General features: G+C 71.1%; 13 protein-coding genes and 2 pseudogenes. 4 read left to right on the plus strand and 11 right to left on the minus strand.

Translation table 11 applies throughout. The features are described 5' to 3' along the window. Window positions 1-2: 2 nt before the first annotated feature. From ACOJUI_RS03390 to ACOJUI_RS03440, 11 genes and pseudogenes are all read right to left on the minus strand, one after another. Window positions 3-1,144 (minus strand): annotated as a pseudogene (locus ACOJUI_RS03390) (mannitol-1-phosphate 5-dehydrogenase). Between the two features lie 4 nt (window positions 1,145-1,148). After that, the gene (locus ACOJUI_RS03395) at window positions 1,149-3,158 is read right to left on the minus strand and encodes a PTS sugar transporter subunit IIA (RefSeq protein WP_422116697.1); all 2,010 of its coding nucleotides are present in this window, start codon (window positions 3,156-3,158) and stop codon (window positions 1,149-1,151) included. A gap of 184 nt (window positions 3,159-3,342) precedes the next feature. Further along, window positions 3,343-3,807: a hypothetical protein gene (locus tag ACOJUI_RS03400; RefSeq protein WP_422116698.1), complete on the minus strand. Its 465-nt coding sequence runs from the start codon at window positions 3,805-3,807 to the stop codon at window positions 3,343-3,345. A gap of 60 nt (window positions 3,808-3,867) precedes the next feature. Continuing rightward, window positions 3,868-4,656, minus strand: coding sequence for a DUF1684 domain-containing protein (locus ACOJUI_RS03405; RefSeq protein WP_422116699.1), 789 nt, complete (start codon window positions 4,654-4,656; stop codon window positions 3,868-3,870). Continuing rightward, window positions 4,653-4,964 carry a putative quinol monooxygenase gene (locus tag ACOJUI_RS03410; protein WP_422116700.1) on the minus strand — a complete coding sequence of 104 codons (312 nt, stop codon included), beginning with the start codon at window positions 4,962-4,964 and terminating at the stop codon, window positions 4,653-4,655. The genes ACOJUI_RS03405 and ACOJUI_RS03410 overlap by 4 nt, the downstream gene beginning before the upstream one ends. Before the next feature lie 88 nt (window positions 4,965-5,052). Then, window positions 5,053-5,888 (minus strand): annotated as a pseudogene (locus ACOJUI_RS03415) (SDR family NAD(P)-dependent oxidoreductase). 40 nt (window positions 5,889-5,928) lie between these two features. Beyond that, window positions 5,929-6,807: a carbohydrate ABC transporter permease gene (locus ACOJUI_RS03420; RefSeq protein ID WP_422116701.1), complete on the minus strand. Its 879-nt coding sequence runs from the start codon at window positions 6,805-6,807 to the stop codon at window positions 5,929-5,931. Beyond that, window positions 6,804-7,724, minus strand: coding sequence for a carbohydrate ABC transporter permease (locus tag ACOJUI_RS03425; RefSeq protein WP_422116702.1), 921 nt, complete (start codon window positions 7,722-7,724; stop codon window positions 6,804-6,806). The genes ACOJUI_RS03420 and ACOJUI_RS03425 overlap by 4 nt, the downstream gene beginning before the upstream one ends. Before the next feature lie 28 nt (window positions 7,725-7,752). Beyond that, the gene (locus ACOJUI_RS03430; RefSeq protein ID WP_422116703.1) at window positions 7,753-9,063 is read right to left on the minus strand and encodes an ABC transporter substrate-binding protein; all 1,311 of its coding nucleotides are present in this window, start codon (window positions 9,061-9,063) and stop codon (window positions 7,753-7,755) included. A gap of 32 nt (window positions 9,064-9,095) precedes the next feature. Further along, window positions 9,096-9,248, minus strand: a complete 153-nt coding sequence (locus ACOJUI_RS03435; RefSeq protein WP_422116704.1) for a hypothetical protein — start codon at window positions 9,246-9,248, stop codon at window positions 9,096-9,098. A 50-nt stretch (window positions 9,249-9,298) separates the two neighbouring features. After that, window positions 9,299-10,264 (minus strand): Ku protein, encoded by a 966-nt coding sequence (locus ACOJUI_RS03440; RefSeq protein ID WP_422116705.1) that lies wholly within the window; start codon window positions 10,262-10,264, stop codon window positions 9,299-9,301. A gap of 112 nt (window positions 10,265-10,376) precedes the next feature. On the opposite strand from ACOJUI_RS03440, the gene ACOJUI_RS03445 reads away from it, so the two are divergent. The 4 genes from ACOJUI_RS03445 to ACOJUI_RS03460 all read left to right on the plus strand — a co-directional run bounded on the left by ACOJUI_RS03445 (window position 10,377) and on the right by ACOJUI_RS03460 (window position 14,490). Beyond that, window positions 10,377-10,889: a DUF2975 domain-containing protein gene (locus ACOJUI_RS03445; protein WP_422116706.1), complete on the plus strand. Its 513-nt coding sequence runs from the start codon at window positions 10,377-10,379 to the stop codon at window positions 10,887-10,889. Further along, the gene (locus tag ACOJUI_RS03450; RefSeq protein ID WP_422116707.1) at window positions 10,889-11,116 is read left to right on the plus strand and encodes a helix-turn-helix domain-containing protein; all 228 of its coding nucleotides are present in this window, start codon (window positions 10,889-10,891) and stop codon (window positions 11,114-11,116) included. Before ACOJUI_RS03445 ends, ACOJUI_RS03450 begins: the two co-directional genes overlap by 1 nt. A gap of 31 nt (window positions 11,117-11,147) precedes the next feature. Continuing rightward, window positions 11,148-13,646, plus strand: coding sequence for an ATP-dependent DNA ligase (locus tag ACOJUI_RS03455; RefSeq protein ID WP_422116708.1), 2,499 nt, complete (start codon window positions 11,148-11,150; stop codon window positions 13,644-13,646). 640 nt (window positions 13,647-14,286) lie between these two features. Next, window positions 14,287-14,490, plus strand: a complete 204-nt coding sequence (locus tag ACOJUI_RS03460) for a cold-shock protein (protein WP_422117606.1) — start codon at window positions 14,287-14,289, stop codon at window positions 14,488-14,490. Window positions 14,491-14,533 lie beyond the last annotated feature (43 nt).

Here is a 14,533-nt window from a genome sequence, read left to right on the forward strand (position 1 = left end):
GCTCAGAGAGTGGACTGGCGGGCCGCGACACGGTCCCGCACCGCGGCGAACAGCGGATGCTCGGGCTCGAGGCAGGTGATCTCGGCGGTGGCGGCATCGGGATCCTGCGCGCGCAGGATCTCCTGCAGGCGGTCCACCTCGTCGTCGCCCGGCGGGGTGAAGGCGAGCGCCGCCGAGAACGATGCCAGCAGCGCCTCGTGGCCCAGGCCGCGCTCGGCGAGCTCGGCGGCGGGGCCGATGATGCGGTCGTGGCGGGAGAGCTTGCGCAGCGGCGACCGCCCCACCCGCTCGACCGGGTCCGGCAGCGCGGCGTTCGCGAAGCGGCCCTGCACCTTGAGCGCGTACTCGTGCTGGGTCGACTCCTCGAAGCCGTGCTTGGTCACCAGCAGCGCCGAGGTCTCGGCGAGCACGGCGGCGACCTGCTCGCCCACCGCCGCATCGGCGACCGCCTCCGCGATCGTCGCGTGCCCGGCGGCGAAGCCGTGCCAGGCCGCGGTGGCATGCCCGGTGTTGACGGTGAACAGCTTCCGCTCGATGTAGGGGCCCAGCTCCTCGACCCAGGTGATCCCGGGGACGTCGGGCTCCTGCCCGGCGAAGGGGCCGCGCTCGACGGCCCACTCGTAGAAGTCCTCGACGGTGACGTCGAGGCCCGCGCCCTCGGCCTGGACCGGGACGATCCGGTCCACCGCGGTGTTGGCGAAGAAGGCCTTCTCGTCGAGGTCCTCGCCCTGGTAGTGGGCCCGCACGTCCTGCTCCAGCAGGTCGGTCGCGTTGATCGCGTTCTCGCAGGCCATCACCGCCAGGCGGGGGAGCCGGCGGGGCGGGCCGCGATCCCGGCGGCAATGGCCGGGGCGACGAAGCGCAGGATGTGCGCCCCCACCGCGGTGGTGACGACGTCCGCCGAGGCGATCTGCTCGGTGAGGCCCTGCGGGTCCTTGGTCGAGTCGATCGCCTCGAAGCCGGCCACGACGGTCTGCGACGGGGAGGAGCCGACGGTGCGGACGGTGTACGAGTCGGCCGCCTGCAGCTGGGAGACAAGCTCGGCCGCGACGTCGGAGAACACCACCTCGTACCCCGCCTCGTGGAGCAGCAGCCCCACGAAGCCGCGGCCGATGTTGCCGGCCCCGAAATGCACTGCCTTCATGACCTCACTCCTTCTCGTCGCTGAAGATGGCCAGGATCTCCTCGGCCGAGGTGGCGCGCTCCAGGCGGGTGACCTGGGCGGGGTCGGAGAAGGTCATCGCGACCTTCTGGAGCAGCGAGAGGTGCTCGTCGCCCACGCCGGCGATGCCGATCACGAAGGTGGTCGGATTGCCGTTCCACTCGATGCCGCCCGGGTAGCGCACGAACGACATCGCCGAGCGCTTGATCGAGGACTTCGCCTCGTTGGTGCCGTGGGGGATGGCCAGGCCGTTGCCCATGAACGTCGAGACGGTGGCCTCGCGGTCGTGCATCGCCGCGACATAGCCCTCGTCGACGGCGCCCGCGGCCACGAGCAGTGCGCCGGCCTCCTCGATGCCTGAGGCGGCGTCGGTGGCGCTGCCGGACAGCACGATGGACGAGGGGGAGAGGATCTGCGCGGAGGCCTCCTGCTCGGCGGGATCGGGCTCGACCGCCGCGGGAGCGTCGCCGCCTGCGGCGGCCCCGCTGTTGCGCTGCTGGACCAGATCGACCACCTCGTCGTAGCGCGGGGAGTTCATGAACTGGTCGACGCTGACATGGACCGCCGAGCCGGTGCGCTGGCGGGCGCGGTCGGTGAGCTCCTTCTGGGTCACCACCACGTCCCACTCGTCGCTCAGGCTCGAGATCGCCTTGTTGGTGACCTCGATGTCGTCGAAGCCGGCGGCGCGGACCTTCTTGCGCAGCACCGTCGCCCCCATGGCGGAGGATCCCATGCCGGCGTCGCAGGCGAAGGCGATCCGCTTGATCGGGCCGGAGTGGCCGGAGGCGTCGGCCGCCGCGGCGGTGCCCGCGCCCGTCGCAGCCGCGCCGGTCAGGGCGCCGGCCACGGAGGACTTCTTACCCTTCATCTCCTCCATCCGGGCGGTGGCGGCGCCGAGGTCGCCATCGTGCTGCTTGCCGATCTTGAGGATCAGGGCGGACAGCACGAAGCTCACCGCGGCCGCGGCCAGCACCGCGAGGGCGATGCCGAGGTAGGAATCGCGGGCGGCGACGACGAAAATCGCGACGATCGAGCCCGGCGCCGCCGGGGACTGCAGGCCGGTGTCGAACAGGACGTTGACGGCCACGCCCGCCATGCCGCCGCCGATCGCGGCGAGGATGAGCAGCGGCTTCATGAGCACGTAGGGGAAGTAGATCTCGTGGATGCCACCGAAGAACTGGATGATCGCGGCGCCGGGGGCGGTGGCGCGCGCCGCGCCGCGTCCGAAGAAGGTGAAGGCCAGCAGGATGCCGAGGCCGGGGCCGGGGTTGGCCTCGAGCAGGAACAGCACCGACTTGCCGTTGATGGCCGCGTCGGAGATGCCCAGGGGCGTCAGCACGCCGTGGTTGATGGCGTTGTTGAGGAAGAAGACCTTCGCGGGCTCGATGAGCAGCGAGACCAGCGGCAGCAGGCCGGTGTTGACGAGCGCGGCGACGCCGTTGGCCAGCAGGGTCATCAGGCCGTTGACCAGCGGGGCCAGTCCGAAGAAGCCGGCGACCAGCAGCAGGAAGCCGACGATGCCGGCGGAGAACATGTTCACCAGCATCTCGAAGCCGGCCGGGATGTGGTCCTGCCAGAGGCGGTCGAGCCTCTTCATCACCCAGGCCGCGAGCGGCGCCATGATCATGGCGCCGATGAACATGTGGACCTGGCCGAGCTCGGCGAAGTCACCGGCGGCGTTGCCGGCGCCGACCCAGTCCTCGAGCAGGCGCGCGTTCTCCTGCGCGATCAGCCAGTCCGAGCCCGCGATGACGCCCATGGTGGCGATCACGCCCACCACCGCGCCGCGGGCCTCGTAGATCATGCGACCGCCGGTGTTGGCGATCAGCAGCGGCAGCAGGTAGTGGATCATCGGGCCCACGGCGCTGGCCAGCGGCTCGTTGGGCGTCCAGCCGTCGGGGATGAAGAACGCCGTGAGGATGCCCCAGGCGATCAGTGCCGGGATGTTCGGCATCACCATGTTCGACAGGGAGGTGCCGACCTTCTGCAACGCCACGCGGGGGAGAAGCCGCTGCGGGTCTCAGTAGCTGTTGACATGTTGTGTCCTCGACGACGGCCGGGGACCTCGACGTCGAGCCCCAGCGGACGGGCGGGGCGCACCGGGCGGCGCGTCACGGGCGGACGACCCCAGCCGTACTGCGTGGGACTGCGGAGCGTCCGTTCCGGGCCAGTCTAGAGCCTCAGCGGTCCTGGTCGTCGGCGGATCGGACGTCCTCGTCCTTCTCGATGAGGGCCGCGTCGAAGATCTCGGCGTGCAGCGCCCGGAGCCTCTTGTGCAGGGCGCGACGCTGCTTCGCGGTGGCCCCGGGGGCCTTCAGGAGCTGGGCCGCCTGCTCGCACTTGTCGAGCTGCTTGGTCCAGGCCCGGGCGCGGGCGGTCTCCGCCGCATCGTCGGCGGACTCCGCGAGGAAGCGGACATCCGTGCGCAGGGCGGCGATCGTGGCGAGCATGCCGTCAGGGGAGCTGCTGCTGGTGGTCGTGAATCGGCCCAGCTGCTCCTGGACCCACTGCTGGGTCGCGGGGTCCTCGAGGAGCCGCCTCAGCGCGGAGAGCGCGAAGGGGGCGAGCAGGGTGCCGGCCCGGCCGAGCGTCGCCAGCCGCGGCGTGCCCGTCGGCGGGATGATCGTGCTCTTCTTCCCGGCCATCCGCTCCCTCTCGTGGTGTGTTCCAGCGACATGTCGAACGGTACTCCCGGATCCTGTCCGTCAGCGCCGGGTCTGCTCCACGACGCGCTCGCCGGCGGTGACGGGCAGCGGCAGATGGTTGCCGGCCGGCGGGCGCGGGCAGGTGCCCCAGGCGCTGAAGGCCGAGGGGAAGTTCAGGGCGCGGTTGAGGTCTACGGTGATCCGGTCGCCGTCCAGCTGTGCGGTCACCGCGCGCCACTCGGCGCTCGTCGTCCCGGAGGTCTCGTCGGTGAAGGAGAGGGTCGAGGTGCCGGTCAGCACCATCTCCACCGGCGCTCCGTCGACGTCGAGGGTGGCGACGCCGGGGGAGGGGAGGTGCTGGGTCAGCCACGGCAGCGCGGAGCCGACCGTGACCGTCGCGGGGGCGGGCCGCCAGGTGCCCGTGAGCACCGCGCTCGGATCGAAGGGGTAGGTCGGCACCCCGGCGAAGGCGGTCCGGCGGGGAGCGGCGGGGTCGAGCACCCGCAGTCCGATCCGGTCACCGCGCCGGATCACGTCGCACTGCAGGTCCTGCCCGAAGGTGACCAGGCGCACATCGGTGTCGGCGAGCACGGTGACGCGACTGCGCCCGGCCTGCTGGTGCAGCACGATCTCCGGCGCTCCGGCCAGGACGCGCAGGTCCTCGTCCTCCCAGGTGCCCACGAGGTGGCCGTCGCGGATCTCCCACCGCCCGGGGACTGCGCCGGCGCGCTGCGCTCCCGCGGCGGGGTCGATCCAGATCAGGTCGACCTGGGAGAGCACGCCGTGGGAGGCGGCGAGGGAGGCGTCCCGCCGACGACGGAACTCCCGCCACGCCGCCTCGTCGCTCACAGCAGGCCCTGGGCCTCGGTGCCGGCGGGGATCGGGGTCATGCGGGTGACCAGACCGGGCTTCTCGACGAGGTCCGCGACGTCGGCGCGCAGGATCTTCACCTGGTCGCTGTCGCCGTGGGCGTCGAGCGCCTCGACCGACGACCACTTCTCGATCATGGTGATGGTGCCGTCCTCGGCGTCATGGATCGCGTAGAGCTCGCAGCCCTCCTCGGTGTGGACGGCCTCGATGCCCCGCTGCATCGCCTCGGCGAGCTCCTGCTTCTTGCCGGGCTTGGGGTAGAACACGGCGGTGACGACGACGGTCATGGAGGACTCCTCGGGAGTGCGGCGACGGGTGGTCGCCCCCATCCTGCCCCGTCCGGGGGCGCCGGGCCATTCGGTTCCAGCAGCGGCCTCAGTCCAGCCCCACCAGCTCCGCGCTGCGCCGCCACAGGGCATCGGCCAGGGCGAGGTCGTCGGCCTGGGGGTGGATCCGGTCCGTCGGCCGGAAGCGGTCGTAGTAGCGCCCCGAGGTCCAGGTGGTCCCGGGCGTCCCGGTGATCAGCCAGGCGAGGTTCTCGCCGCCCTGCTCAGCGCTGATCATCGGCACCAGGCGGCCGAGGCCGGACTGGTACAGCACCCGCATCAGGCCGCCCGCACCGCTCGCGAAGCCGGTGCGCACCAGGCCCGGATGGAAGGCGACCGCGGAGAGGCCCTCGGTGTGGAACCGCTGGTGCAGGGCGCGGGTGAACAGGATGTTGGCGAGCTTCGCGTCGCCGTACGCACGGCGGGCGCTGACGCGGCGCACGGCGCCGAGCTGGTCGAGGTCGAGATCGCCGAAGAGGCGGTGGCCGACGCTCGAGGTGGTCACGACGCTGCCGCCGCCCTTCAGCCGGGGCAGCAGCAGGTTCGTCAGCAGGAACGGGGCCAGATGGTTGACCTGGAGCGTCTTCTCGAAGCCGTCGACGGTCGGGGTGCGCCCTGCGAAGATGCCGCCGGCGTTGTTGGCGAGCACGTCCAGGCCGGTCCCCGCCGTCGCACGCAGGAGCTGCTGCGCGAGGTCCCGCACCTCGTCCAGGGAGGCGAAGTCGGCCACGAAGTGCTCCGCTGAGACCTCGTCGGCCACCGCGGCGGTCTTCTCGGGGGAGCGGCCGACGAGGAGCAGGCGGTGGCCGTGGGGGCCAGCTGCCGCGCCGCCGCGGCGCCGATGCCGTCGGAGGCTCCGGTGATGACGATGGTCCGCGGTGACATGGGGCCTCAGTTCGGGGTGGAGGACGGTGGGTCGACGGGCTCATCCTCGCACCGCGCCCGCGGTGATGCCGGCGACGAAGTAGCGCTGGAGGAGCACGTAGGCGAGGATCATCGGGATCGAGGCGATGATGACGCCCGCGAACAGCACCGGATAGTTGGTGGTGAACTCGCCCTTGAAGTCCAGCAGCGCCTTGGGGAGCGTGGCCAGGTCCGGGTCGGTGATGAACAGCAGCGGGTAGAGCAGGTCGTTCCAGTGCATGACGAACAGGAAGATCGCGACCGCCGCCAGGGACGGCGTGGACAGCGGCAGGGCGACCTTCCAGTACAGCTGCCAGGTGCTCGCGCCGTCGATCTGCGCGGCCTCGAACAGCTCGTGCGGGAGGGTGCGGAAGAAGCCGGTGAGGATGAAGATCGCCACCGAGCAGGTCACCGCGATGTTGATCAGCATGAGCCCCAGCAGGGAGTTGGTCAGACCCAGCTGATCGAAGATCACGTACTGCGGGATCATCGCCACCTGCGCCGGGACGGCGAGCCCGAGGGAGAAGAAGGCGAACAGCAGCGCCCCGAGCCGGCCTCCGATCCGGCTGATCGAGAACGCCGCCCAGCTCGAGATCAGCAGCGTCACGCTCACCGACACCGCGGTGACCACCGTCGAGTTCAGGAAGCTGGTGCCGATGCGCCCGCCCGACCAGAGCCGCACGAAGTTGTCGACGGTGGGCGTGGGCGGCAGGCCGAAGGGACTGGCGTACATCTGCGCCGAGGTCTTGAAGGCGGTGAACAGCACCACCACCAGCGGCACCGCGATGAGCAGCGCGTAGACGGCCAGCAGCCCGGCGCGCGGCAGCTCCGACCAGTCGGGGCGGCGCCGCCGGGGGCTCCGAGCGGTCGGCGCGGCGGGGGCCTGGGTGGTGGTGCTCATCGGTCGCTCCCTCCCGAGGCGAGCGAGACCGCCCGGCGCTGCAGGATCGTGATCACCGCGATGAGCAGCATGAAGATCACCGACTGCGCGGCGGCGTAGCCCATCTCGAAGTTCCGGAAGGCGGTGGAGTAGATCAGGGTCGCGAGGATCTCGGTGGCGTGGTTCGGGCCGCCGCCGGTGCTGGAGATGATCAGGTCGAAGGCCTTGAAGGACTGGATGGTGGTGTAGGCGACGACGATGATCGTGGCGGACTGGAGCAGCGGGAAGGTGATGAAGCGGAAGCGCTGCCAGCGTCCGGCGCCGTCCAGCCCCGCCGCGTCGTAGAGGTCCTGCGGGATCTGCTGCAGGCCGGCGATGTAGACGACCATCATCTGCCCGGCGTGGAACCAGATCTGCACGATCGCCAGGTAGTAGATGGCCATCGCCTGGTCGCCCAGCCAGGGCTGCTGCAGGGAGCCCAGGCCCACCGCCATCAGCAGCCGGTTGGCCAGCCCGAAGGTGGGGTCGTAGACGAAGCTCCAGATGAAGGCCACCGACACCGAGCTGAGCACGGTGGGGAAGAAGAACAGGGCGCGCAGGAACACCGAGACCCGGCTGCTGCGCAGCAGGGCCACGGCCAGGGCGAGCGAGAGCACCGTCTGCCCGATCACCACCACCAGCATGAACTTCAGGGAGTTGCCGAAGGCCTTGCGGAAGACGGAGTCGTTGGTGGCGAGGTTCTGGTAGTTCTCCAGCCCCAGCCAGCCGAAGTCCGCCGCGAGTCCGTCCCAGTCGGTGACCGAGTACTGGAACGCCTGCAGGGTGGGCCACAGCACGAACCACAGGTAGACCACGGCCGCGGGCACCAGGAAGGCGAGCAGGACGGGATCGGGCCGCCGCCTCCGCCGCCGCGCAGGGGCGGGAGCGCTCACTGCCATCGGGGACCGCCTCCTCTCCTGGCGCGTCTCAGAGCTGTTCCTCGACCAGGGCCTGCGCCTCCTCGGCGGCCTGCTCGGGGGTCGAGCCCGTGGCCACCGCCACCAGCGAGTTCTCGATCGCGGAGCGGATGTCGAGGTTGATGAACTGGAAGCGCGGCGCCAGCAGGGTGTTGGCGGACTGCCACGGCGCGAGCGCCTGCAGGTCCGGGTTCTCGTACTGCACGCCCGTGACCGTGACGTGCTGGGAGGTGCCGTCGCCGTAGACGGCGGCGTTGGCCGGGTCGGAGAGGAACTCGATCCAGGCCGCCGCGCCCTCGGGGTTCTGCGCCGCGGAGTTCACGCCGAGGATGTAGGTGGAGTTGAAGATGCCCTCGTAGGTCGGCTCCTCGCCGGCGGGGTTGGTCATCACCGGCGCGAACTCCAGCGGGAACTCGGCGCCCGCCTCCCGCACCTGCCCGATCTGGTAGCTGCCGGTGGGCAGGATCGCCGCCTGGCCGGAGCTGAACAGGGACAGCACGCCGTCCACGCCGGAGCCGGCGAAGTTCTCCTGGAAGTGCGTCGAGAGCTCCTGGAACTGGGTCAGGCTCCGGATCCACCAGTCGTCGGTGGCCTTGTACTCCCCGGTCTCGATCTTCGCGAACATCTCGTCGTCCGGGCCGTTGTTCATGACCAGCGAGTTGATGATCTGGAAGGCGTTGGCGGGGTCGTTGCCGGGCCAGGCGATGGGGGTGACGCCGAGCCCGCGCAGCTTGTCCAGCAGGTCCAGGTAGGCGTCCCAGTCGCGGGGGATCTCGGTGACGCCGGCCTGCTCGGCGAGGTCCATGTTCAGCAGCGGCATGTTGAAGACCAGCTGGTACGGCAGGCCCAGCTGGACGCCGTCGTGCTCACCGGGGCTGATCAGGTTCGCCTCGTAGTTGTCCACGTAGTCCGCGTCGCCGAGATCGGTGAAGATGCCGAGCTCGGCGAACTGGTCGAGCTGGGTGCCGCGGAAGGCGGTCAGCGCATCGCCGATGTCCCCGCCGCGGGCCTTCTGGGCGGCCGTGGACTGGTACTGCTCGGAGGGGTCGATGGTCTGCTCGATGGTGACCCCGGACTGCTCGGAGAAGGTCGCGGCGAGCTCGTCGAGCACGGCCTTGTCCTCGCTGCGCCAGTGGTAGAAGTTCACGCTGCCGCCGGCCTCGCCGCCCTCGGCGGGAGCGGCGGTGGGGTCCTCGGCGCTGCCGCTGCCGGGACCGCCGCAGGCGGCCAGGGCGGTGGTGGCGCCGACGCCGAGGGCGGCCAGCAGGCTGCGGCGGCGGAGGGGGAGGGAGCGGGAGGAGGGGGACTGGGAAGAGTTCACGGGGTGCTCCGAGCGGTGAGGGGTGGGGAGGGTCAGGTCCCGGCGGCGGGCACCGATGCCCGGGCGCCGAGCCGTGCAGGGACGCGCGGCAGCGCCGTGCGTCCGGCCCGCAGCGCCTCGTCGCGGTGCAGGCAGCGCGGAAGGAGGAGGGCGCGGGCGCCGCTGCGCGGTGATGCGACGACCATGGCTGCTCCTCCCACTGCGAGGGGACAGGAGGATCCGGAGGGTCCTGCCCCTAGGCCCCGGACTTCTTGGTGCTCCTCTTCGTCGACCCGTTCGACGTCGAGGACTTCTTGGACGACTTCTTGCCCGAGGTGCCGCCCTGCTTCTTCGAGGACGAGCCCTTCGATGCGCCCTTGGCGCCGCTCGTGCCGGAGCCGTCGCCGCTCTTGGACGCGGAGCCGCCGTCGGCCCCGCGCCGCTTCTGCAGGCTGCGCTCGAGGGCGTCCATCAGGCTGACCACCTTGCCGCCCTCGCCGGAGTCCTGGTCGGCGCGCTCCTTGCCGAAGGTCTCGTCGGTGTCGACGGAGTCGCCCTGCTCGAGCTTGGCGTCGACCAGCTCGCGCAGCTGCTCCTGGTACTCGTCGGTGAACTGCTCGGGCTCGAAGTCGCCGCTGAACTGCTCCACCAGCGAGGCGGACATCTCCAGCTCCTTGCTGCTGATCTTCGATTTCGACGGGGCGAAGTCGACCTCCTTGAGGTCGGTCGGCCAGCGCAGGGTCTGCAGGGCCAGCAGGTCCTCGTGCACGCGCAGGACGCCCAGGCAGGTCTTCGTGCGCAGGGTGAAGGTGACGATCGCGGTGCGCTCGGTGTCCTCGAGCGTCCGGCGCAGCAGCACGTAGGCCTTCGAGGAGCGGCCGACGGGCTCGAGGAAGTAGGAGGTGCCCAGCAGGATCGGGTCGACCTGCTCGGAGGGCACGAACTGGACCACGTCGATCTCGTTGTTGTCCTCGGCCGGCAGGGCCTCGAGCTCCTCGTCGGTGAGGACCACGGTCTTGTCGCCGTCGTCGTAGGCCTTGTCGATGTGCTCGTAGTCGACCTCGCGGCCGCACACCTCGCAGTGGCGCTGGTAGCGGATGCGGCCATGGTCCTCGTCGTGGACCTGGTGGAAGGAGAGGTCGTGCGACCGGGTGGCGCTGTACAGCTTCACGGGCACGTTGACCAGGCCGAAGGTGATCTCACCGCTCCAGATTGCGCGCATGACCCATGACACCACGAGTCGCCGCCACAGCACCAGGAACGATCGGTCGGACGAGGGTGTAAGGTATCGACTCTCGATAACTAATCACCGAATTCCGATCGAGGAGAGCGCCATGGGCATCGTTCCCGTTCAGATCCTGAGGGCCATCATCTGGCTCTGCCTGCTCGGCTCCCTGGCCGTCCAGCTCGTGCTGGTCCCACTGATCGGCTGGGAGATGACGGACTCCGGGGCACCGCTCGGGGTGGTCGTGATCGTCGCCGCCCTGCTCGTGCTCGGCGTGCTGGGCCTGCAGGTGGTCGGGGCGAGCATCCTGGCGCTGCTCACGCTGGTGCGCCGGGGCCGCGTCTTCTCCCGCCGGGCCTTCCGCTTCGTCGACCTCATCATCGGGGCGGTTGCTGCCGAGTCGGCGCTGCTGCTCGTGGTCGCCGTCCTCGCCGCCCTCGTCAACCGCACCAGCCCGGGGGACGAGTTCGCGCCGGGCCTGGTGGGCATGGTCTGCGCCGCCGCGCTCGTGCTCGCCGGGGTGGCGCTGGTGATCTACGTGCAGCGGCAGCTGCTGGTCCAGGCCACCGAGACCCTCGCGCGGGCGCAGGACCTGCAGTCCGAGCTGGACGAGGTGATCTGATGCCGATCGTGGTCGACATCGACGTCATGCTCGCCCGGCGCAAGATGCCCGTCGGCGTCCTCGCCGAGCGCGTCGGCATCACCCCCGCGAACCTCGCCGTGCTCAAGAACGGTCGCGCCAAGGCGGTGCGGTTCTCGACCCTGGCGGCGCTGTGCGAGGTGCTCGACTGCCAGCCCGGGGACCTGCTGCGCTGGGAGCCGGAGACGGACGGGACCGCCGACGGGTGACTGATCGCCCCGCCTGCGGCACAGTGTCCCCATGGCAAGTGCTGAACATCGGGTCGAGGTCGAGGGGCGCACGCTGCGGCTGTCCAATCTCGACAAGGTGCTCTATCCCGCCACGGGCACCACGAAGGGCGAGGTGATCGACTATTACCGGCGCGTCGCCCCGGTGCTGATCCCGCAGGCCACCCGCCGCCCCGCCACCCGCAAGCGCTGGGTGGACGGGGTGGGCACCGAGGAGAGCCCCGGCAAGGTCTTCTTCCGCAAGGACCTCGAGGACTCGGCGCCCGACTGGATCCCCCGCGGGGACATCGAGCACCGGGGCGGCACCTCGAGCTACCCGCTGGTCGACGAGACGGCGGTGCTGGTCTGGCTGGCCCAGGTCGCCGCCCTGGAGATCCACACGCCGCAGTGGCGCTTCGACGAGGACCGAGCGCCGGCGCACCCCGACCGCCTGGTGCTGGACCTCGACCCGGGCGAGGGCGCGCAGCTCGAGGACTGCGCCCGGGTCGCCCGGTGGTGCCGCGAGATCCTCGCCGACATGGGCCTGCAGGCCCATCCGGTCACCTCCGGCTCGAAGGGGATCCACCTCTACGCACCACTGGACGGCACCAGCACCTCCGAGGAGGTCTCCGCGGTCGCCCACCAGCTGGCGCGCGCCCTGCAGGCGGACCACCCCGACCACGTCGTCAGCGACATGAAGAAGTCGCTGCGGGCGGGCAAGGTCCTGGTCGACTGGTCCCAGAACAACGGCAAGAAGACCACCGTGTGCCCCTACTCCCTGCGCGGGCGGCTGCGGCCGACGGTCGCCGCGCCGCGCACCTGGGAGGAGATCGAGGATCCGGACCTCGCCCAGCTCGAGCTGGACGAGGTCCTCGAGCGCGTCGAGGACGGGCTGGACCCGATCGCCCCGCTGGGGATCCCCGCCCCGGGCGGGGGAGGCCGGGCCGCCGGGACGCGAGGACGGGACCGGCTGGAGGTCTACCGCTCCAAGCGCGATCCGGAGCGGACCCCCGAGCCGATGCCGGCGCCCGGCGCCGTCGAGGATGCCCGCGACGCCCTCGCCTCGACCGAGCCCCTCTTCGTCATCCAGGAGCATCATGCCTCGCGCCTGCACTGGGACGTCCGCCTCGAGCACGACGGGGTGCTGGTCTCCTGGGCCGTCCCCAAGGGGCCGCCGCTCGAGGTCGACGTCAACCGCCTGGCCGTGCAGACCGAGGACCACCCGCTGGAGTACGCCACCTTCGAGGGCACGATCCCGAGGAAGGAGTACGGGGGCGGGGAGATGACCATCTGGGACACCGGCACCGCCCGGATCGAGAAGTGGCGCGAGGGCAAGGAGGTGATCGTCGTCTGCCACGGCCGCGCGGACGGCGGCCTGGGCGGGGTGCCGCGCCGCTTCGCCCTGATCCGCACCGGCGGCAGGGGCGGCTCCCGCAGCGCCTCCGCGGCGGCGCAGGACAAGGCCGCCGCGCACTGGCTGATGCACCTGATGAAGGACCAGCCCGAGGCCGGCGCGACCGCTCCGGCGCCGCGCCGTGCGGCCGTGGAGATGGGCGAGCCGATCGCCCCCATGCTCGCCAGCCTCGGCACGCCCGCCGACATCCGCGACCAGGACGAGTGGGCCTTCGAGATGAAATGGGACGGCGTGCGGGTGATCGCCACGCTCACCCCCGACGCCGTGCGGTTGACCAGCCGGAACGGCAACGACCTGACCGCCGCCTTCCCGGAGCTGGCGGAGCTGCGCGACGCGGTGGACGCCGAGGTGCTCGCCGCGGGGCAGACCGTGCTCGACGGCGAGATCGTCGCGCTGGACTCCCGGCACCGCCCCTCCTTCGGTCGGCTCCAGCAGCGCCTGGGTCTGACCCGTGAGCGCGAGGTCGAGCGCGCCCGCGAGCAGGTCGAGGCGCATGTCATGCTCTTCGACCTGCTCGTGCGCGGTGGCGACTCCCTGCTGCGGGTGCCGTACCGCGAGCGCCGCGAGGCGCTGTTCGAGGCGGTCCGCCCCACCGCGCACGTGCAGCTGCCGCCCGCCGACCACGGCGACGTCGAGCAGGCGATCGAGCTGTCGAAGGAGCTGCAGCTCGAGGGCGTCATCGCGAAGCAGGAGGGCAGCGTCTACCAGTCCGGCCGGCGCTCCCGGACCTGGATCAAGCTCAAGAACAGCCGGCACCAGGAGGTGGTGGTGATCGGCTGGCGCCACGGGAAGGGCTCCCGCTCCGGCACCCTCGGGTCCCTGCTGCTCGCCGTCCCGGACGCCGACGGGACGCTGCGCTACGCGGGCCGCGTCGGCACCGGCTTCTCCGACCGCGACCTCGAGCAGATCGCCGCGAAACTGCGCTCCCGCAGCCGCAGGACCCCGCCCGTGGACGACGTGCCGGCCGCGGACCGGCGCGACGCCGACTGGGTGCGCGCGGACCTGGTGGGGGAGGTGCAGTTCGCCGAGCGCACCGAGGACGGGCGCCTGCGCCACGCCGTCTGGCGCGGCTGGAGGAGCGACAAGAAGGCCCAGCAGGTGCGCTGGGAAAGCTCCTGAGCAGCAGTGATGTCCGGCCGTAGGGTCGTGGGTCACACCGGGTCGCGAGCATCCCGTCCGATGCCGTAGGCTGATTCCAGTCGTTCGCACGATCCCGCCTCACGGCAGGAACGGCATCCACCGCCTCTCGGGGCAGGGGATGTTGGAGCGCGAAGGGCCGCACGGCGCTGGATGCCTCTTTCGGAGGCGACCGACGACGGTCGCGCCGCACTTCCTACGAAATTGGTTCTTCATCACCTCCTCCGCTGTTCTCCCGCTCGTCGACGCCTCCGCGTCACCCCTCTCGCCCGCGCCGATGGTCGCCACCGCGACCGTTGCAGCGCACCCCACCCTCTCCTGGCTCCGAGCCGATGCCGACGTCCACGTCGCCACGCTCGCCGGGGAGTTCGCCGGTCACGTCGTCAGCACCTCGCCTGACGCCCCGGTCCACACGGCCTTCGGGCCCCTCTTCGGCCGCATCGGCGACTTCGCGTCGCTGGCCGCGGCTCAGGCGGCCCTCGAGGCCGCCAGCGCACCCCATCCCGGCAGCGGAGACCGCATCGGTCGCCGTGACGCCCGGGGTGCGACCCATCCGCAGCGGCGCCGTCGCCACGGATACACGGGCCACGAACGTGGTTCACGACAACGAAGGAATATCGCCATGGCTACTGGCATCGTCACCTGGTTCAACTCCGACAAGGGCTACGGCTTCATCGCCCCCGAGGACGGCTCCGCTGATGTGTTCGCTCACTTCAGCGCCATCGCCGGCTCCGGCCGCCGCGACCTCGAGGAGAACCAGCGCGTGGAGTTCGAGACCGAGCAGGGCCCCAAGGGCCTGCAGGCAGTGAACATCCGCGCCATCTGAGCGCTCCGGTCGATCAGCTGATCGACCCCTACGACCGCTGGGT

Source organism: Brachybacterium sp. UNK5269, from assembly GCF_049266655.1.
Taxonomy (GTDB): Bacteria; Actinomycetota; Actinomycetes; order Actinomycetales; family Dermabacteraceae; genus Brachybacterium.